This window comes from Sulfuriflexus mobilis, assembly GCF_003967195.1.
GTDB lineage: Bacteria > Pseudomonadota > Gammaproteobacteria > AKS1 > AKS1 > Sulfuriflexus > Sulfuriflexus mobilis.
This window is the reverse complement of the sequence record NZ_AP018725.1, coordinates 418,705-437,076: the sequence shown is the minus strand read 5'-3', so window position 1 is coordinate 437,076 and position 18,372 is coordinate 418,705. Positions and strand designations below refer to the sequence as shown.

The following is an 18,372-nucleotide window of genomic DNA, read 5'->3' as shown; positions in this document are numbered from 1 at the left end:
AGATAATAAATGTGTCGAATTCCAAGTACTATCTATGCGATCATAATCGTATGTTCAGAAAGGCATTCCAGCAGCGCACAGAACAGAACCGTCTCATCCAGATGGTGCTGGTGTTCACCCTGCTCTTCGCTGCCGCGCACGTTTCTCTCCATGACTTCGTCAGTGGCGATGGCCAGAATGTACACGATGAATGCGAGGTCTGCCGTCTCAACCATGTACCGGTGGCCGCTTTGGCCACGCCCAGCCTGCTCGCCCCATTGCAGACCCTGGCGTATGCACCTCCTGTTGCCGATACAGAATATCAATACTCGCACCTTCTCCTTGTCCAGTGGGCGCGCGCCCCACCCCTGTCCTGATCCATTCCTTAACTAACCGCTGACTGTTAATCCGCATGCTGTTTTGCATGCACGTCGTCAGCGGCAATGTATAACTGATGAATCAGAACAGGTATCCACTATGGATTATTCATACTTTCGTATAAAACGACTGGTAGCCGTCATGGGTCTGCTATCCCTCTATCCACTCACTGCCGTTGCCGAAGAGGAGTCTGAGGTCTTGCGCCAGCAATTAGCCGAAATCAGGCAACAAATGCAGCACCTGCAACAAACCTATGAACAGCAGATCAATGCATTGGAGCAGCGCCTGCAGGGACTTGAGGCACAATCAGATAATGCCGCCACATCCATATCCCCTGCCATACCACCAGCCTCTACCGTAGTGGCAAGCAATAGTGACTTCAAGATAGGCCTGACCGGCCTGTTCACAGTCGGTGGCTCCAGTGTCGATAACGATGCACTGGAAGGCTTACAAGCCGGCGCGCACGACCCTAACCAGAACGGCTTCACCGTGCAGAACGTCGAATTGTCTCTAGGCGGTACAGTCGGCCCTTACTTTGACGCCCAGGCCAATATCATTTTTCAGATCGACGCCGATGGTGAGACGGTGGTAGAACTGGAAGAGGCCTTTTTCACTACCCGCAGCTTACCCTGGGGTCTGCAAGTCAAAGGCGGCCAGTACTTTACCGAGTTTGGCCGACAGAATCCCCAACACCCCCACACCTGGGACTTTGTTGATCAACCCGTAGTGTTATCACGCTTTTTTGGCGGCGATGGTTTACGTAGCCAGGGTCTGCGTGCCTCCTGGCTGATGCCCACGGACTGGTACTCGGAACTGTATTTCGGCATCCAGAATCCGAAGGGTGAAACCGTCACCAGTTTCCTGAATGCCCCGGGGGAAGCGATCGGCGGCCATAACCTGATCGACAGGGATGCACGTGACGTGGGTGACTTGCTCTATACCGCGCGTTGGCTGAATGGCTTCGATCTGTCGGATACACTTAGCATGAACCTCGGTGTCTCCGGGTTATGGGGGCCTAACGCCAGCGGCACGACGACGGATACCAATATCGTTGGTGCAGATATGTATCTGAAGTGGCAGCCCATCTACAGCCAGCGTGGTTTTCCTTTCGTCGCCTGGCATAGCGAAGTATTGAAACGTCGCTATGAGGCGGGTGACGCAGGCGACCCCAACCATGAAACCCTCAAAGATTGGGGACTGTTTACCCAGGCCACCTGGGGCTTCAGACCTGGCTGGGTAGCAGGCCTGCGTGCCGAATACGCGAGTGCGGACGGCAATACCTCAACCGACCCACTGCGCGATATCCGCAAGCGCTTGTCGCCCAATCTGACCTGGTATCCCAGCGAATACAGCAAAGTCCGCTTGCAATATAACCGCGACTGGACACAACACTTGCCCGATAAGACCGCTGACTCGCTCTGGTTACAGATGGAATTCAACCTCGGTAGCCATGCCGCACACGTATTTTAAGGGGGACATATGAAAAAAGTATTTATATGCCTGCTGGGTTCGCTGTTATTGGCGATCTCTTTTTCAAGCCACGCGACATTACGCATCGTGACGACCACACAGGACCTGGCGGCCATCGCCGAGGCCGTGGGCGGCGAACAGGTGACGGTGCAGAGCCTGACACCCGGTACCCGCGACCCACATTTTGCTGCCGCCAAACCCAGCATGATCCGCGAGGTTTATCGTGCCGATCTGCTGTTAGTTATTGGTGCCGACATGGAGATCGGCTGGCTACCACCACTGCTGCAGTCGGCGCGTAATGCGAGGGTACAACCCGGCAACCCCGGTTACCTGGACCTCTCCGAGGTCGTGCCATTACTGGATAAAGCCAGCGGCCCACTATCCCGGGCCATGGGTGACGTACACGCCAAAGGCAATCCCCATTACTGGCTGGACCCACGCAACGGCTTACGCATGGCGCGGGCCATCGCCGCGCGTTTGGCTGAACTGGACCCTACACATAAAGGCGATTACCAACGCCGCCTCGGAGCTTTTGCACAAAGGCTGGAGAATAAACTGCCCGACTGGCACGCCGGACTGGCACAACTCAAAGGCAGGCCGGTCATCGCCTATCATAAGTCGTTTATATATTTAGCCGATGCCTTCGGCTTTCATATCGTCGATGAAATAGAACCCAGGCCTGGCATCGCCCCCAGTGCGGCCTCACTGGGCGCACTGGTGACACGCATTAAGACCGAGGAGATTGACTGGCTCATAATGGAACCGTATTACGAACGGCGCTCAGCGCGTTATCTAACAGAGCAAACAGGTATCCGCGTGGCCGTACTACCCCAGTCGGTGGGGGCACAACCCGGTATTCACACCTATTTCGATTTGATTGACGCCATTGTCGCCGTGCTGAGCGCGGGGAGGAAATAACATGGAGCCCTGGTTAATCCTGTTGCCGGCATTTGTCATGAGTGCCTTGATGATCGTGACCCATACCTATCTGGGGCTGCATGTGTTGGCGCGCGGTATCATCTTCGTTGACCTGGCACTGGCCCAGGTCGCCGCCCTGGGGGTCAGTTTCGCCTTTTTACTGGGAGAAGAACCGCATGGTTTGAGCGCACAGCTTTATGCCTTCGGCGCCACACTTGCCGCCGCGCTGGCCTTTGCCGGCCTGCGCCGCATCCCGGGTAAAACCACGCGTGAGGTTATCATTGGTTGTGTCTATGTGGTGTCTACCGCGCTTTCCATTGTCATCCTCAGCCGTTCGAGCCAGGGCATGGAGGAACTTAAATCCCTGTTCAATGGCAACATCCTCTGGATACGCTGGCAGGAAATTGCGGTAGTGGCAGGCAGCTATCTAACCCTGGCTATTTTACATGGGCTCTATCGAAAACGGTTTTATGCCTTGTCGTTTGCAACAGAGGAGGCCCATCCGCCCGGCTTCCTGTGGGAATTCCTGTTCTTTGCATCGTTTGCCATTGTTATTACCCTCGCCGTCAATGTTGCCGGGGTATTGCTGGTGTTTGCCTTCCTGATCATCCCCGCCTTCAGTGCCTCACTGGTCACCCATTCATTACTCGGTCGCCTGCTATTGGGTTGGGGGCTGGGGATATCCGGCGCAGTCGCCGGGCTATGGTTATCCTTCAGCGCAGATTTACCGGTTGGTGCCACCGTGGTCTCGGTACTCGGGCTGTTGCCGTTGCTGGCGGTCGGCCTGCGCATGATGCGAGTTACAACCTACAAATAACCAGGGCGCTACAACTACGACTGTTGTTACTACCGGCCGCGAGTTCTTCGCGGTTGATTTCTTTCCGGCAAGCACATTCGTAAGTCAGGAAATCAGTTTTTCTCAAGGACGAGAAAACTGCAGGCATAAGGGTTCTTGTCATCAACCGCATGTTCCTCGCGGCTGATTTCTTTCCAGTCATAGCCCTCGTAATCGGGGAACCAGGCATCGCCCTCGAAGCGACCGTGCACACGCGTAACATAAAAGCGGTCGGCGCGTGGCAGCATCTGCGCGTAGAATGAGGCGCCGCCGATGATCATAACCTCCTCGACATCCCCGGCGGCGGCCAGCGCCGCGTCGATATCATGCACAACGATTACGTCGCCATCAGCCTCATAGTCTCTGTCACGGGTAATGACAATATTGGTACGGTCCGGCAGGGTACGACCACCGAAGGATTCAAAGGTCTTGCGCCCCATGATAATGGGTTTACCCAGGGTATGCCTGCGAAACCACTGCATGTCTGCCGGCAGCTTCCAAGGTAGGGCGTTATTGAGGCCGATAACACGATTATCGGCCATGGCGGCGATCAGGGATATTTTCATGTCTTTTGTCTTGAATAAATGTTTCTAAAACCGACTAGCAAGCTGTGTATAACATGCTAAGCTAAATAACCATGAGCAGTGTAGCAATAGAACAATTACAAGTCCTGTTGGTAGAGCCCTCTTCAGCCCAACACCTTATTATCGAGTCCTATCTGCGTCAGTTGCGGGTTGAACATATCCACTGGGTGCAGGATGCGCAACAGGCGCTCGATTATCTCCAGCAACAGCAGCCAGACCTACTGATCAGCGCCATGCACCTGCCGGACATGACCGGTACGGATTTATTGCAGGCCTTACGCAATGGTCAGCAGCATGCCGATACGCCATTTATGCTGATCTCGAGCGAGACCGACTACCGTTACCTGGAGCCTATTCGCCAGGCGGGGGCAATTGCCATCCTGCCCAAACCCTTTGAGCTCGAGCAACTGCGTACCGGCCTGTATTCGACACTGGACTATTTTGACCCCGGCAACCTGAACACCCGCACCATCGCCTATGACGACCTCAACGTACTGCTTGTCGATGACAGCGGCCTGTCGCGTCGTCACCTGGCAAATATCCTGCGCTCAATGGGTATTGAGAACATCACCGAGGCCGAAAATGGTCAGCAGGCCTTCGAGTTGGTGCTCGGCAATTACTATGACCTGATCGTCACCGATCTGAACATGCCGGAGATGGATGGCAAGGAACTCGTCGAGCAGGTACGCCAGAACAGCCAGCAGGCCAGTGTGCCTATCCTCATGGTCTCCAGTGAACAGGATCAAAGCCGGCTGGCCGTAGTGCAGCAGGCCGGGGTATCCGCCATATGCGACAAGCCCTTCGAGCCGAAGAACATCAAACAACTCATCGAGAGAATGCTCGACTAGTCTCTCAGAACAATAATGAGGACATCTTGCGCCGGTACTCGGCGGTCAATGGATTCTCCGCGCCCAGCATGTCAAACAGCCGCAGCAGGCCCTTGCGCCCGGCATCATCATTATAGGCCCGGTCACGTTTCATGATCTCGAGCAACTGCTCCAGTGCCGCGGCAAAATCACCCCGGCTAACGTAAACGGCACTCAGCTGTTCGCGTGCCGCAGAGTCCTTTTCATTCGCCGCGATACGTGCCAATAAGTCTTCAACCTGTACACCCTCGCCCAGCTGGCCGACAATATCCAGTTGTGCCTTGATGGCGACGACATCCGGCAAGGCCTGCATGGTCGCCGACAGGTTCTCAATAAAATCCGTCAGCGCATCGGTTTGTCCATGCTCGAGTAACACCCGCGCATAAGTGACCTGCACACGCGTATTATTCGGGTCGGACTCGGCGGCCTGACGCATATGCGCAATGGCCGATTCGATATTGCCCTGCTCGTACTCGGCTACCGCAGCGGCCATCATGGCATCGGATTCACGTTGCAGATATTTGTCCAGTCTGGCGAGAATATCCGACTCAGGTAAGGCACCGGTGAATTCATCCACAACCTCGCCGTTCACAAACAGTTTCACCGTTGGCAGGCTGCGCACACCGTATTGCTGCACCAGTGCCTGCTGCTGATCGCTGTTGACCTTGGCAAGGATGATCTGGCCGGCAAAGTCCTCGGCGATCTTGTGCAGGATCGGGATCAGGCTCTGGCAGGGCTGACACCAGTCGGCCCAGAAATCGACCAGCACCGGCAGCTTGTGCGAGTTTTCAACAACAATGCTCTGAAAATTGCTTTCTTCTACATCAAAGATATACGCGTCTGACATGCTGCAAACCGAACCTCTTGAACAGGACTAAATTACCGCCATTAAATCGCTACCGGTGCCTTAATGTGCGGGTGTGATTCATAACCGACCAGCTCGAAATCTTCAAAACCGAAGGCGAAGATATCCTTCACTGCCGGGTTTATCTTCATAGTCGGCAGGGCATAGGGTGTGCGGCTCAATTGTTCTTCGACCTGCTCGGCATGATTACTGTAAAGGTGGGCATCGCCTAAGGTATGAATAAAGTCACCCGCTTCAAGATCGCAAACCTGCGCCAGCATCATGGTCATGAGCGCATAAGAGGCGATATTGAAGGGCACACCGAGGAAGATATCGGCACTGCGCTGGTAGAGCTGGCAGGAGAGTTTGCCATCGGCGACATAGAACTGGATAAAGGCATGACAGGGTGCCAGCGCCATTTTGTGATTTTTGACATTGGCCTGTGGCGAAATGCTCTCATCCGGCAGGTCGGCAACGTTCCAGGCATTAATGATAATACGTCGTGAATTCGGGTTGTTCTTCAATTGCCCGACCACTTCCTGTACCTGGTCTATGTGACGGCCATCCGGGGTCGGCCAGTTACGCCACTGATAACCATACACGGGACCGAGGTCACCGTTTTCATCGGCCCAGCCATCCCAGATACTGACGCCGTTATCCTTCAGGTATTTCGTGTTGGTATCGCCCTTCAGGAACCACAGCAATTCATGGATGATCGAGCGCATGTGGCACTTCTTGGTAGTGACCAGCGGGAAGCCCTGCTGCAGGTCAAAGCGCATTTGATAACCAAACACACTCTTGGTGCCGGTGCCGGTACGATCGCCCTTTTGCGTACCGTGGTCGCGCACGTGGCGCATGAGATCGAGATACTGCTGCATGCTGCTGTTCTCTCCTGAAACGTCTCTTAATTAATATGTGCCGTTTTTCCTGCCGACCGGTAGGCCCACCACATGAGTGCGCCGCCGCCTGCGATCATCGGCAGGGACAGGGCCTGGCCCATGGTAAACCAGTCAAAGGCCAGGTAACCCAGCTGCCGATCCGGCTCACGCACAAACTCGACCAGGAAACGAAAACCGCCATAGCCAAGCAGGAACAGACCGGATATCGCCATACGCGGCGGCGCCTTTTTACTAAACCACCAGAGCAGGGCAAACAATACCAGGCCTTCAAGAAAAAATTCATACAGCATCGACGGGTGGCGCGGCAGGGGCCCGCCGCTGGGGAAGACTATCGCCCACGGCACATCCGAGACCTTGCCCCACAACTCGCCATTGATATAGTTACCGATGCGCCCGGCACCCAGCCCCAGCGGCACCAGCGGCGCAACAAAGTCCGCGACCTGAAAAAAGGATTTCTGGTAACGCCGGCCGAACAGCCACATCGCCCCCAGCACACCGATCAACCCGCCGTGGAAGGACATGCCGCCTTTCCAGACCTCCCAAAATTGTGAGGCCTCGCCTGCCGGCAGGAAAGGATTATAAAAAAGCATGTAACCGAGGCGGCCCCCGGCGATGACACCGACCGCGGCATAGAAGATGATGTCGCTGACCTGCTCGGCATTCCAGTCCGAACCGGGCTGACGGGCACGTACGTTACCCAGCCACCACGCCAACGCAAAACCGACCAGGTAGGTGATGCCATACCAATGAACTTTGAAGTCGCCGAGACTGAAGGCAACCGGGTCAATATCGTGAATAATCATAATAATGGGCTATCTTAACACGCCACTCGCAGTCAGGGGCGGAACACGCGCAGGATAAAGGTCTTCAGGTAACGGGTCTCGGCGATAGCCGGGTGCACCGGGTGATCCGGGCCCTGATAGCGCTGTTCCAGAATCTGGTACTGGTGACCCGTATTGCTGGCGGCCTGAGCCAGCAGACGCAAATAGGCATCCTCATGCAGATGGTGCGAGCACGACGAAGTGACCAGGATGCCGTCATCACCGAGCAGCTGCATGGCTTGCTCGTTAATGCGCCGGTAGGCCTGTTGCCCGGCCTTGACGTCCTTACGTCGCTTGATGAAGGCCGGTGGGTCGACATTGATGACCTCAAAATGCTGACCACGCAGGGATTTCATGACCTCAAAGGCATCGCCCTGCAGCACTGTCACCTTGTCGCTCAGACCATTCAGTTCCGCGTTGGCCCTGATCCCGGCGCAGGCCGGGGCCGAGGCGTCGATACAGGTCACGGCATCAGCACCGGCCGCCGCGGCGCCGATACCCCAGCCGCCGAGGTAGGCGAACACATCGAGGACGTTCGCCCCGCGCACATACTCGCGCAGACGCAGGCGGTTATCGCGCTGATCATAAAACCAGCCGGTCTTCTGTCCCTCCAGTAATGACACCCGGAAACGTAGGCCGCCCTCTTCGACCTCGACGTATTTCGGCACCTCGCCCAAGGCAGGCTCGACGTAAGTCTCCAGCCCCTCCTGCTGGCGGGCGCTGCTGTCGTTGCGCCATAACACGGCCGTCGGCCTGACCACCTCGAGCAGGGCCTCGAGCAAGACCTCGCGCACCTGCTCCATACCTGCAGTCGTGACCTGTACCACACAGACCCCGGCATAGCGATCGATGACCAGTCCGGGCAGGCCATCGGCCTCGGCGAAGACGAGGCGGTAATAGGGTTTCGGATAAAACCGTTCACGCAGGCGCAAGGCGCGCTGCAGACGCTGCACAAAATAATCACGATCCAATAGCTGGCCGATTTGGTTGCTGATTAGACGCGCACAAATCAGGGAGTGCGGGTTCACATAGGCCGTACCCAGTGGCTTACCGTTGTGGGCAAGCAGCGTGACCAGGCTGCCCGGGGCAAGATCGACCAGGGGTGTGACCTTCGTATCAACCTCGTTGCTATATACCCACAGGTGGCCGGCGCGCAGGCGCCGGTCTTCGTTTTTCTTCAGCTGCAGAACGTCACTATATTCATTCATAGTCGGGGATTGTACCGCCTCGTCGGAGGGAAAGGGACAGAAACTCATGGCGCGGCCCGTCAGACCTGGAGGTTTTCCATCTCCATCTCGCGCATACGGAATTTTTGCAACTTGCCGGTCACCGTCATCGGAAACTCGTCGACAAAGTGGATGTGCTTCGGCACCTTGAAGTGCGCGATGCGTTCCTTGCAGTATTCACGGATCTCCTCCTCGCTGGCGGTTTCGCCCGCATGCAGCTGGACCCAGGCCATGACCTCCTCGCCATAGAACTCGTCCGGTATACCGAACACGGCTACACCCGCCACCTTTGGGTGCGTGAAAATAAAGTCTTCGATCTCGCGCGGGTAAATGTTCTCGCCACCGCGTATGATCATCTCCTTCAGACGGCCGGTGATCTGTACATAGCCGTCGGCATCCATCGTGCCGAGGTCACCGGAATGCAGCCAGCCATGTTCGTCGATGGCCTTGTGGGTCGCCTGCTCGTCAGCGTAATAGCCGCTCATGATGTGGTAACCACGAAAGCAGATCTCGCCGACCTCGCCGAGTGCCAGCGTCTGCCCGGATTCGAGGTCAACGACCTTGACCTCCTGGTGTGGCAGGTTCTTGCCGACCGTCTCGGTACGCCGTTGCAGCGTATCGTCTCTCGTCGTCAGATGGGTGATCGGCGAGGCCTCGGTTTCACCATAACCGATCAGGATCTCGCTGCAGTGCATGTCCTGCATGACGCGCTGCATGAGCGCCGGCGGACACGAGGCACCGGCCATGATCCCGGTGCGCAGTGATGAAAGGTCGAAGTCAGTGAACCGGGGGTGTTCGAGTTCGGCGATGAACATGGTCGGCACGCCATGAATGGCAGTGCACTTTTCCTGCTCGACGGCCTGCAGAACCTGCAGTGCGTCGAAGTGTTCGCAGGGGATAACAAGACAGGCGCCGGTCGACAGGCATAGCAGGTTGGCCAGCACCATGCCGAAACAATGATAAAACGGCACCGGCACAACCAGGCGATCTGCTTCACTAAAATGCATGGCCTGTGCTGAGAACCAGGCATTGTTGAGGATATTGTGATGGCTGAGCAGCACGGCCTTGGGGAAGCCGGTGGTGCCGGAGGTGTACTGGATGTTGATGGGGTCATCGCGATCTAATAACGTACTCATCTCATCGAGTCTTGCCTTCGTAACCTGTTCGGCGGCGGCCAGCACCTCTTGCCAGAGGGTAAAACCGGCATGCGGTCGCGCCGTTATATCCGCCGCCGAGGGGTCATAGACAACGATGTGGCGCAGCAAGGGATAGTCCTTGCTTTGCCATGCGCCGGCCGCCGTGTCCTTGAGTGCTGGGATGAGTTCGACCAGCATGGCGATATAGTCGCTGCTGCGAAAACTCGGGATCACAAACAGGCCCTGCACCTCGGATCGCTGCAGTGCATAGGCCAGTTCTCGCGTTCGATAGGCGGGGTTGATATTGACGAGGATCGCACCGATGCGTGCCGTGGCCATCTGCAACAACAACCATTCGATATTATTGGTTGACCAGATGCCGATGCGATCGCCCTTGGCAAAGCCCATACCGACCAGCCCGCGGGCAAGCTCATCGACGGCCTTGGCGAGCTGGGCATAACTGAGACGGCGGTTCTGCGCTATGGCAACGACGGCCTCATGGTCGGGGAAGCGCTGCACAATTTCGGCAAAATACTCCGGTATAGTCGCACCGAGTAATGACTCGGTACCGCCACGATGAAAATAACTTTTGTTCGTGTGTGTCATGTTAGTTCAGTACCTGTCACTTTCTTCCCCTCCCCCTAGCCCCCCTCCCGCAAGGGGAGGGGGATAAAATATATTGCTTATTATTATCCCCCCTTCCCCTCAATCCCTCCCGCAAGGAGAGGAGGCAATACTTACCCCTCCACCTCCTGCAGGAGAGGGAATTACTTGTCTCTTCATTTCTCACAGAGAGGTGGCAATGCTTATCCCCTCCCCCTTTCAGGGGGAGGGTTAGGGTGGGGGGAAACCTCACTCTATCCCTTCCCAATACGCATCCACCTTTGCCTGCAGTTGTGCCAGCAATGCCTCATCACGCCTTGGCGTGAACAGGTGGGCAAACCGTCCCTGTTTCTGTAAATACTCTTCGATGGGTATGCGTGGATGCGGCAGCTTCGTATGCACGACCTCGCCATCGACATATTCTTTCAGGGGCCAGACCCCGCTCTTCACCGCGAGCTTGCCGATCTCGACGCTGTCCTTCGGGTCGTAGTCCCAGCCAGGTGGACAGGGGGCGAGTGCGATGATCATGCGCGGTCCCTTCATACTCTTGGCCTTTTCGATCTTGCGCGCCAGGTCGAGTGGCTCGGAACCGATCACGGTGGCGACATAGGCGGGCTTGTGCGCGGCCCAGATCGAGAACAGGTCTTTCTTGTAACCAGCAAAGCCGTGTGCGCCCTTGCTCGTCGCGGTCTTGGCGGCGTGTGGCGTCGCGCCGGAGTACTGCTGGCCGGTATTGCCGTAACCCTCGTTGTCGTAGCAGATATACAAAAAGTCGAGATCACGCTCCATCGCCCCGGAGGTTGCGGACAGACCCATGCCGTAGGCGGAGCCGTCACCAGTCAGGACCACGACATCGAGGTCATCTTCAGGCGGGATGCGTTTCTTTTCGAGCAGGATATCAAGCGCGTCACGCACACCCTGCGCGCCGGCCGGTGCCGAGGCCATCGCCGTATACAGCCAGGAACCGCGGAACGGAGTAAATGGATAGACCGACAGCAAGGTCATGCAGCCGGCGGCGTTCACAAACACGGTCTTTTCACCGAGGATGTCATAAATCTCATGCAGGGCCTGCAGGCCCCCGCAACCGGAACACATCGGCGTGCCCGTGCCCAGCAGGTGGGTCGAGGGCAGGTCCTTCATGCGCCGGAAGGCACTTGTCGTTTCATCCGTCATGGCTTGTCTCCCCCTTTACCCAGTTCCTCGCGCTCGACATGGGCAATGGCCTGCAGCTTGTGTACCTCTCGCAGTTCATCACGGTTATACAATAACCTCGGCGGTGGTGTGTTACCGCTAGCCACGGCCTCGCGCGTGACCTTGACCATCTCAAAAAATTCCTCGGCAGTAATATCACGACCACCCAGCCCGCCGATAAAACTGGTCAGTATGGGCGGGGCATCCTTGCGCCCATAAAGCACAGAGGCCAGCTCGGCATGCAGCACCCCGCCCTTGCCCATCGACAGATTCTGATCGATCACCACTACGCCCTGTTTACCGGCGAGCAGACGTTGCAGGTGTGCGGCCGGGAACGGCCGCAACAGGCGAGGCCGTAACAGTCCCACCGCCTGGCCGGCGGCGCGTAACTGGTCGACGGCGGCCCTGGCCTTGGTCGCAAACGAACCCATCATGACCAGCACGATCTCGGCATCCTCGCAGTGATAGGCCTCGACGGCATCATGGCGGCGGCCAAATTTTTCAGCGAATTTCGTGGCGATCTCTTCGTAGACCTCAAGCGCCTGCATGGCGGCCAGATGCATTTCGTAACGGAAATATGAATACGGCGAACCGCCGAGCACGGCCACGGCCTGGCTGGCCGGCGCAGACGCACGGAAGGCGATGTTCTCCGGGTCAAAGGGCGGCAGGAAGGCATCCACGTCGCTGGCCGCCGGGATCAGCACCGGCTCGCGGGTGAAGGACAGATAAAAGCCGTCCATGTTGACGATCACCGGCAGGCGCACGCGTTCGTCCTCGGCGAGACGGTAGGCCATGAGCGTGCTGTCGAGCACTTCCTGGCAGGTCGCACAGTGGATCTGCAGGCAACCGGAATCACGGGCGGCGAGTATATCGTTATGGTCGGCCTCGAGGGTGATCGGTGCGGACAGGCCACGCGAGACATTGGTCAGCACAAACGGCGTGCGCCAGCCGGCGACGTTGTAGAGCATCTCCATGCCGTACAACAGGCCCTGGCTCGAGGTCGCGCTATACACACGCACCCCGGTCGCGGCCGCCGCACCGGCGGCGGTGAGCATGGAATGTTCCGACTCGAGTGTGACGAGGCGGCCGGCCATCTCGCCATTATCTATCCAGTTGGCCAGCGACTCGATGATTTCGGTCTGCGGGGTAATCGGGAAGGCCGGTATATAGTCGACCCTCGCCAGCCGTGCGGCCCAGGCGGCGGCGGCATTGCCGGTCAGCAGGCGGCGGCTCATTTCCCGACCCCTTGTTTGTCGCTGGCTTCCTGTTGTTGGGCCTCGTGCTCCGGGACCGCCTCAATCGCGTGCGGCGGACACTGCGCGACACATATCATGCAACCCTTGCAGTGGTCATAATCGATCACCGGTAACTTCTCGTCGGTCACGGCAATAGCGCCATCCGGACAAAAACTGCTGCACACCCACCAGCAATGCACACAGCGCTCATAGTCGATCACCGGACGCAGGGTGCGCCACAAACCGGTCTTTACCTCGACACTGGTCAGGCCGGCGTGGATCACGGGGGCCGATCTGCGCGCATCTTCGAACGGCAGGTTGATCCAGTCGGGTGGGGTATAGCTGCTTGCCAAGACCTCGGCCGCCTCGCTGACGGCACCGGCATGAGCCTGCATGGTGTCGAAGGCGGCCAGCGCCTTATCAAGATTCCGCTCGATAATGTCAGGACCCAGTGCGACGAGTTCTTCACGGATCGCCGCCGCCAATGCCTCGCGACTGATCACGCCGACCAGGCGCGCCGCGGCACCGGCACAGGTCGCACCGATATACGGCATCTCGGCACGGTCTTCGACCTCGCCTGTTATCGGCAAAATGATGATGGGCGACCTGCAACGCAGGCGCTCGGTCCAGGTCTCGGCGGGGTCATGGCTGTTGATCAACAACAACGTGTTCGCCGTCAGTCCGCCGAGCACACCGGCCGCCGGCACGGGCACAAGGGAATCATCAGCGACGATCACGAGGTCCGGCCGTTGAATAATGCCGCGTTCGTTGATGGGCTGCCGGGCGGCACGCACATAGGCGAAGATCGGCGCACCACGTCGCTCCGCGCCATAACGGGGGGCATCCTGAACCTCAAACCCTTCAAGAAAGAAGGCCGTGCCGAGGATACGACTGGCCGTCTTCATGCCCTGTCCTCCACGCCCATGAAAACGAATCCGGTACATAAGCCTGGCCCTCGCCTAGAGGAAACCCGGACCCGACGAGAACAGCGAATAACGGCGGAAACTCATGGCCTTTTTCACCCGCTGCAAGGCCATTTCCGTTGAGGCCTGGCGTGGCAGGATGTTTTTACTCTCCGCCGCCTCGAGTACCTGTCGCGTGTTGCGGCGTAGCTTGTCCTCGATGGTCTGAAAGGCCGCTGACTCATTGGCGCCGTGGTATTCCATCGCCGCACAGATCACGCCACCGGCATTGGCGATGAAGTCAGGTACACAGAGAATGCCCCGCTCGGCGAGGATCTTTTCTGCGCCGTGGGTAATGGGTATATTGGCGCCCTCCACCACCAGCTTTGTATTCAGCCGCCGCACATTGTCCTCATGAATAACGTCTGGGCGCGCCGCCGGTATCCAGATATCACACTCGACATCGATAATCGCGTCGCGCTCAATGGCCGTGCCCTTCGCGTACTCGGCCACACTTCTACCTTCCCCTTTTAACCTGAGCAGCTCGTTCACATCCAGGCCATCCGGGTTGTGAGTGGCCCCTGCCGAGTCGGCCACGGCGACAAGCACGGCACCCTTGTTGGTGAGAAAACGCGCCGTGTGCGTACCCACCGCACCAAAGCCCTGGATGGCGAGGCGCGCACCCTTTAATCCAAAGTCACAGAACTCGAGCGCCACCTCGGTGACATGGCTAAGTCCCCAGCCTGTGGCGCCGATCTCGTCCAGCGGGATACCGCCGATCTCGCGGGGCAGTGCCACGACCCGGCCAATCTCATCCCGTACCCAGGCCATGCACTCCTCGTCCGTGCCCATATCAGGGGCGAAGATGTATGCCTCTTCGTTGCGCAAGGCATTGGCCAGGCCACGGATGAGGACCTCCTTGTCGGCCTTTGGCATTTTCGGATCCCCGAATAAGACGGCCTTGCCACCACCATGCGGCAGGCCGGCGGCGGCATTCTTCAGGGTCATGGCGCGGGCCAGACGAACACATTCCTCAATGCTAACATCCGCTGCCATGCGCACCCCACCAATAGACGGCCCCTTGGCAACATTATCAACGACCAGGATGGCCTTCAGGTTAATGGATGGTTCATGGACATGGATGACCTTTGCCGGCCCCAGTTCGTCTGCGAAATCAAAAATATCCAACAGCTTTCACTCCCTGATATCCTTACGTCATTAAATACATAACCACTCTCATCTGCTTTTGATTCGAATGGCTTATGCTGTACGTGAACGGTTGCTACAGCACATTGTGTCATTCACTTATAGTCTCTTATAACAATATACCTACTTGTCTGGAAAATCACTGGCTTGCCTGCAGTCGGCGCTATTCGTATTAATTTAGGCGTAAAACGTCTATGTTTTTATTTATGGCCGGAAAAATAGCGGTTCACCGTAGCCATTCACGAACAGGGACGGAAGCATAGACATGAAAAGGCTGTTACTGCTGCTCAGCTTACTCTTGCCATTCGGCGTGGCTGGGGCCGATATCTACAAGTGGACCGATGAAAACGGTCGTGTGCATTTTGGCGATAGCCCGCAGTCGGCCGACAATACGGAAACCGTCGACCTCGGTCGTATCAACACCTATGGTGCCCCCTCGAAGATCTTCATCGACAAGACCCTTGCCCGCCCGACCGGCGTACAGGGCCGGGCGGCCGGCGTCACGGTCTATTCCACCACCTGGTGTGGCGTCTGCGTAAAGGCCAAGAACTGGCTGAAGGCGAATGGCATCCGTTTTCAGGAATACGATGTCGAGAACAGTGACAAGGGCAAACGTGACTACAAAAGGCTCAAGGGGCGCGGCGTACCCATCATCCTGGTCGGCCAGCAACGCATGAATGGATTCAGCCCTGCACGCATGCGCCAGATGCTGGATAACCGTGGCAAATGACCTTGTTAACCGTAAGTCATTGTTAATAATTACTATTTGTAAAAATTTATTCCTTCCCTGTTTCATCATATTTACCTATAATGCTGCTTCGTTACATTTTGCACTAATTCTAGTTGTATTATTAATACAACATTGTTGCTAAAAAGAAACATATAATAGCTAACTGCAACATTTCTAAAATGGGGAGAATCCGTGAATATCGACATCGTGATGATTATTACCGCCAGCGCCATCCTGATCATGTTCTATTGTCTGTGGCTGACCTTAAGACTGAAGAACAGTATCCCCGGCGGCCTGGTCGGCAAAAAATGGGGCATGCTCACCGGACTGGTCAGCCTGTTTAGCCTGGGTTACCTGGCCACGCCGTTTTTCAACCAGATACCGGAAGATCTGCTACGCCTGATCGTCGCACTGATTTTCCTGTTCGGTGCCATTTACGTCGTCATAACAGTGAAACTGATTCATACCGTTATCACGGAATTAATGGACTAAGCCGTCCTCCGGGGAAACATGCGGAATGAATATCGATACGCTTTACGTCAGGACAGAAAAAGGGCAAAACGCCCTCACTGACAGGTACGTAAAGCTGCCGCACTCACTGATGCGCGCATTAATCATCGTTGACGGACAGCGTAATGTGGGTGAGCTGCATACCATGGCACCGCTCTATGATGACCTGGATGAATCCCTTGAGACACTTTTCACAGAGGGTTTTATTGAGATTACTCAGCCGCAGAGGGAACGCCCCAAAGCGATGGCTGAAAATGCTGACGGGACACCCCACGAAGCGCCTAAGCAGAATACCGATGCCCCCTCGCATAAAAATGTTAAGTGGCGGTTAATCAGCATGCTACAGGTTGAACTGGGTTCAAAGTCGGATGCGAGTATCAAGGCCGCTGCTGAAAAGATGATCCACAGTATCTCCTCACTGCCTGAGGAGTACCTGGCACTCAGTGCCGCGTGGAAGAAGTGTGTAAAGGTGACCAAGATCACCATTGATGTAGAACTGGCCGAGACGATCCGCCGTCAAGGTGAGGAGCTACTGGCTCAACTGCAAGAATAAAATCGACAACCTTCTCCGTTCCACATTTGCCGCGCTTATGCGCGGCTTTTTTTGCCTCGAACCATCAGAGAACAAAGGTAAAACGTAGTTGAATTAAATACGGCGTAGATCACGCATTTTATTGTTGGCATCGGTCAGCAGTACAAACTGACCATGTACCCCGCCCTCGCTGACATACGGGCGCAGGGCCGAGGCCGGAAACTTGACCCGCAGGCCCTGGTATGTGGTAACAACCACGCTCTGCGCACTGCCCTGATAGTATTGCATATACTCGGCGGCGCTGAGGTTCAGGCTAAAATGGTATTCGTTCTCAGACATGGTTCCCGGCAAAAAGAAATCCCTGCCAGGAGTATATCAGTCCACACCGTAAAGGATGTCGAAGACCACGCGGGTGTTGCGGTTCATCAGCACGATATCCGTCCCCACCTTTACTCGCACGAAGTCACCCGGCAGTGGCGAGAGGCTTGATTCGAGTGACTCCGGCAGGCCACGCCCTTGCAGCCCAGGTGGCAGGCGCTCACGCTTGGCCAGGCCCGGCGGCAGGTTACCGCCACGCTTGGCGAGACCAGGGGGCGTACGTTTAGCCTTTTTGCGATGTTTGCTGTAGTAATCATGGATCAGTCGACGATCATGATCATTGAAGCGGATATCGACACTCGCCCTGTCGCCATGCATCACAACACGGCCCGAGGTATTTTCGGGGGCGGTAATACAGCCAGCCAGACCGATAGCCACCAGCAAAACCAACAGCGTCTGTTTCATTATTATTCTCCAGGACTACTTATTAAAAATTATAGCCGCCAATAAAAAAATAAACCGTAAATACATCACAAACAGGCGCACGAGCCTATTTCAGCGCCTCTCCGCGGTACATATAACCGAGCAGACGTGGTGTCTTTTCCAGGTAGAAATTTTCCACCTCCAGGGAACGAAAACCCGCCGCCGCCACCAGTTCACGGATATTCCGGTTCAGGTTGCAACCATCACCAATGACCTTTTGTATCGGGTTCAGGCGGTGCTGCCAACGCTGTATCCCGGGCTCATCACTCAGGCCATGTTCAAGAAAGACAAACCGGCCACCCGGCTTTAGTACACGGTGAATCTCGGCCAGTGCCTGTTCTGCATGCTCAATACTGCACAGGGTCCAGGTGCTGACCACGGTATCAAAACTGGCGTCCGCCATTGGCAGGGCCTCGCCATTCAGTTCGCAATGTTCCACTTTGATCGGACTTTGTAACATGCGCGCCTCGGCATAGCGGCGCATACCCGGGTTCGGGTCGATGGCCGTGAGTGCGGAGAGGCTATGGGGATAATGCGGCAGGTTGAGGCCGCTGCCAAACCCGATCTCCAGCACCTTGCCCGAAACCCTATTCAACAGGTTCGCTCGAGCGGAATCAAACGGTTCCCCGGACATGAGCCAGTTCATGCCCCAGGGAAAGAGTACGCGAGAATAAAAGCCCATGGTTCACCTGCTGTTCACTGACCT

The 18,372-nt window shown here is 56.5% G+C and carries 21 protein-coding genes; 8 read left to right on the top strand and 13 right to left on the bottom strand.

Annotated elements, in window-relative coordinates; genetic code table 11:
- Nucleotides 1–50: 50 nt before the first annotated feature.
- The 4 genes from EL386_RS02200 (at nucleotide 51) to EL386_RS02185 (ending at nucleotide 3,562) form a co-directional block, all read left to right on the top strand.
- Nucleotides 51–356, top strand: coding sequence for a DUF2946 family protein (locus EL386_RS02200; RefSeq protein WP_126452854.1), 306 nt, complete (start codon nucleotides 51–53; stop codon nucleotides 354–356).
- Nucleotides 357–456: 100 nt separating this feature from the next.
- Nucleotides 457–1,827 carry a hypothetical protein gene (locus EL386_RS02195; RefSeq protein WP_126452852.1) on the top strand — a complete coding sequence of 457 codons (1,371 nt, stop codon included), beginning with the start codon at nucleotides 457–459 and terminating at the stop codon, nucleotides 1,825–1,827.
- A 9-nt stretch (nucleotides 1,828–1,836) separates the two neighbouring features.
- A complete protein-coding gene (locus EL386_RS02190; RefSeq protein ID WP_126452850.1) occupies nucleotides 1,837–2,745 on the top strand; it encodes a metal ABC transporter substrate-binding protein in 909 nt (302 codons plus the stop codon).
- Between the two features lies 1 nt (nucleotide 2,746).
- Complete coding sequence (locus tag EL386_RS02185; RefSeq protein ID WP_126452848.1) at nucleotides 2,747–3,562, top strand: metal ABC transporter permease; 816 nt, start codon at nucleotides 2,747–2,749, stop codon at nucleotides 3,560–3,562.
- Nucleotides 3,563–3,654: 92 nt separating this feature from the next.
- Here the strand turns inward: EL386_RS02185 and folA are convergent, their stop codons facing one another.
- Nucleotides 3,655–4,146 carry a type 3 dihydrofolate reductase gene (folA, locus tag EL386_RS02180; protein WP_126452846.1) on the bottom strand — a complete coding sequence of 164 codons (492 nt, stop codon included), beginning with the start codon at nucleotides 4,144–4,146 and terminating at the stop codon, nucleotides 3,655–3,657.
- Between the two features lie 71 nt (nucleotides 4,147–4,217).
- Between folA and EL386_RS02175 the strand changes: the two genes are divergently transcribed.
- Nucleotides 4,218–5,012, top strand: coding sequence for a response regulator (locus EL386_RS02175; protein WP_126452844.1), 795 nt, complete (start codon nucleotides 4,218–4,220; stop codon nucleotides 5,010–5,012).
- 4 nt (nucleotides 5,013–5,016) lie between these two features.
- Here EL386_RS02175 and EL386_RS02170 read toward each other — a convergent pair whose 3' ends face one another.
- The 9 genes from EL386_RS02170 to EL386_RS02130 all read right to left on the bottom strand — a co-directional run bounded on the left by EL386_RS02170 (nucleotide 5,017) and on the right by EL386_RS02130 (nucleotide 15,075).
- Nucleotides 5,017–5,877: a tetratricopeptide repeat protein gene (locus EL386_RS02170; protein ID WP_126452842.1), complete on the bottom strand. Its 861-nt coding sequence runs from the start codon at nucleotides 5,875–5,877 to the stop codon at nucleotides 5,017–5,019.
- A gap of 41 nt (nucleotides 5,878–5,918) precedes the next feature.
- The gene (locus EL386_RS02165) at nucleotides 5,919–6,752 is read right to left on the bottom strand and encodes a thymidylate synthase (protein ID WP_126452840.1); all 834 of its coding nucleotides are present in this window, start codon (nucleotides 6,750–6,752) and stop codon (nucleotides 5,919–5,921) included.
- A 26-nt stretch (nucleotides 6,753–6,778) separates the two neighbouring features.
- Nucleotides 6,779–7,576 carry a prolipoprotein diacylglyceryl transferase gene (lgt, locus tag EL386_RS02160; protein WP_126452838.1) on the bottom strand — a complete coding sequence of 266 codons (798 nt, stop codon included), beginning with the start codon at nucleotides 7,574–7,576 and terminating at the stop codon, nucleotides 6,779–6,781.
- A 32-nt stretch (nucleotides 7,577–7,608) separates the two neighbouring features.
- Nucleotides 7,609–8,802: a class I SAM-dependent rRNA methyltransferase gene (locus EL386_RS02155; protein WP_126452836.1), complete on the bottom strand. Its 1,194-nt coding sequence runs from the start codon at nucleotides 8,800–8,802 to the stop codon at nucleotides 7,609–7,611.
- Nucleotides 8,803–8,861: 59 nt separating this feature from the next.
- Complete coding sequence (locus tag EL386_RS02150) at nucleotides 8,862–10,562, bottom strand: AMP-binding protein (RefSeq protein WP_126452834.1); 1,701 nt, start codon at nucleotides 10,560–10,562, stop codon at nucleotides 8,862–8,864.
- 246 nt (nucleotides 10,563–10,808) lie between these two features.
- Entirely contained in the window at nucleotides 10,809–11,732 is a 924-nt protein-coding gene (locus EL386_RS02145) for a thiamine pyrophosphate-dependent enzyme (RefSeq protein WP_126452832.1), read from the bottom strand.
- Nucleotides 11,729–12,985 carry a pyruvate synthase gene (locus EL386_RS02140; RefSeq protein ID WP_126452830.1) on the bottom strand — a complete coding sequence of 419 codons (1,257 nt, stop codon included), beginning with the start codon at nucleotides 12,983–12,985 and terminating at the stop codon, nucleotides 11,729–11,731. Before EL386_RS02140 ends, EL386_RS02145 begins: the two co-directional genes overlap by 4 nt.
- Complete coding sequence (locus EL386_RS02135) at nucleotides 12,982–13,929, bottom strand: 2-oxoacid:acceptor oxidoreductase family protein (protein WP_126452828.1); 948 nt, start codon at nucleotides 13,927–13,929, stop codon at nucleotides 12,982–12,984. The genes EL386_RS02140 and EL386_RS02135 overlap by 4 nt, the downstream gene beginning before the upstream one ends.
- Before the next feature lie 15 nt (nucleotides 13,930–13,944).
- Nucleotides 13,945–15,075: a Glu/Leu/Phe/Val family dehydrogenase gene (locus EL386_RS02130; protein WP_232020229.1), complete on the bottom strand. Its 1,131-nt coding sequence runs from the start codon at nucleotides 15,073–15,075 to the stop codon at nucleotides 13,945–13,947.
- Nucleotides 15,076–15,358: 283 nt separating this feature from the next.
- On the opposite strand from EL386_RS02130, the gene EL386_RS02125 reads away from it, so the two are divergent.
- The 3 genes from EL386_RS02125 (at nucleotide 15,359) to EL386_RS02115 (ending at nucleotide 16,886) form a co-directional block, all read left to right on the top strand.
- Nucleotides 15,359–15,823: a DUF4124 domain-containing protein gene (locus EL386_RS02125; protein WP_126452826.1), complete on the top strand. Its 465-nt coding sequence runs from the start codon at nucleotides 15,359–15,361 to the stop codon at nucleotides 15,821–15,823.
- Between the two features lie 192 nt (nucleotides 15,824–16,015).
- Nucleotides 16,016–16,315 carry a hypothetical protein gene (locus EL386_RS02120; protein WP_126452824.1) on the top strand — a complete coding sequence of 100 codons (300 nt, stop codon included), beginning with the start codon at nucleotides 16,016–16,018 and terminating at the stop codon, nucleotides 16,313–16,315.
- A gap of 25 nt (nucleotides 16,316–16,340) precedes the next feature.
- Complete coding sequence (locus EL386_RS02115; RefSeq protein ID WP_126452822.1) at nucleotides 16,341–16,886, top strand: hypothetical protein; 546 nt, start codon at nucleotides 16,341–16,343, stop codon at nucleotides 16,884–16,886.
- Between the two features lie 93 nt (nucleotides 16,887–16,979).
- Here EL386_RS02115 and EL386_RS02110 read toward each other — a convergent pair whose 3' ends face one another.
- From EL386_RS02110 to EL386_RS02100, 3 genes are all read right to left on the bottom strand, one after another.
- Entirely contained in the window at nucleotides 16,980–17,204 is a 225-nt protein-coding gene (locus EL386_RS02110) for a DUF2835 domain-containing protein (protein ID WP_126452820.1), read from the bottom strand.
- 36 nt (nucleotides 17,205–17,240) lie between these two features.
- Complete coding sequence (locus EL386_RS02105) at nucleotides 17,241–17,648, bottom strand: hypothetical protein (protein WP_126452818.1); 408 nt, start codon at nucleotides 17,646–17,648, stop codon at nucleotides 17,241–17,243.
- A gap of 85 nt (nucleotides 17,649–17,733) precedes the next feature.
- Nucleotides 17,734–18,348, bottom strand: coding sequence for a class I SAM-dependent methyltransferase (locus tag EL386_RS02100; protein ID WP_126452816.1), 615 nt, complete (start codon nucleotides 18,346–18,348; stop codon nucleotides 17,734–17,736).
- Between the last annotated feature and the right edge of the window lie 24 nt (nucleotides 18,349–18,372).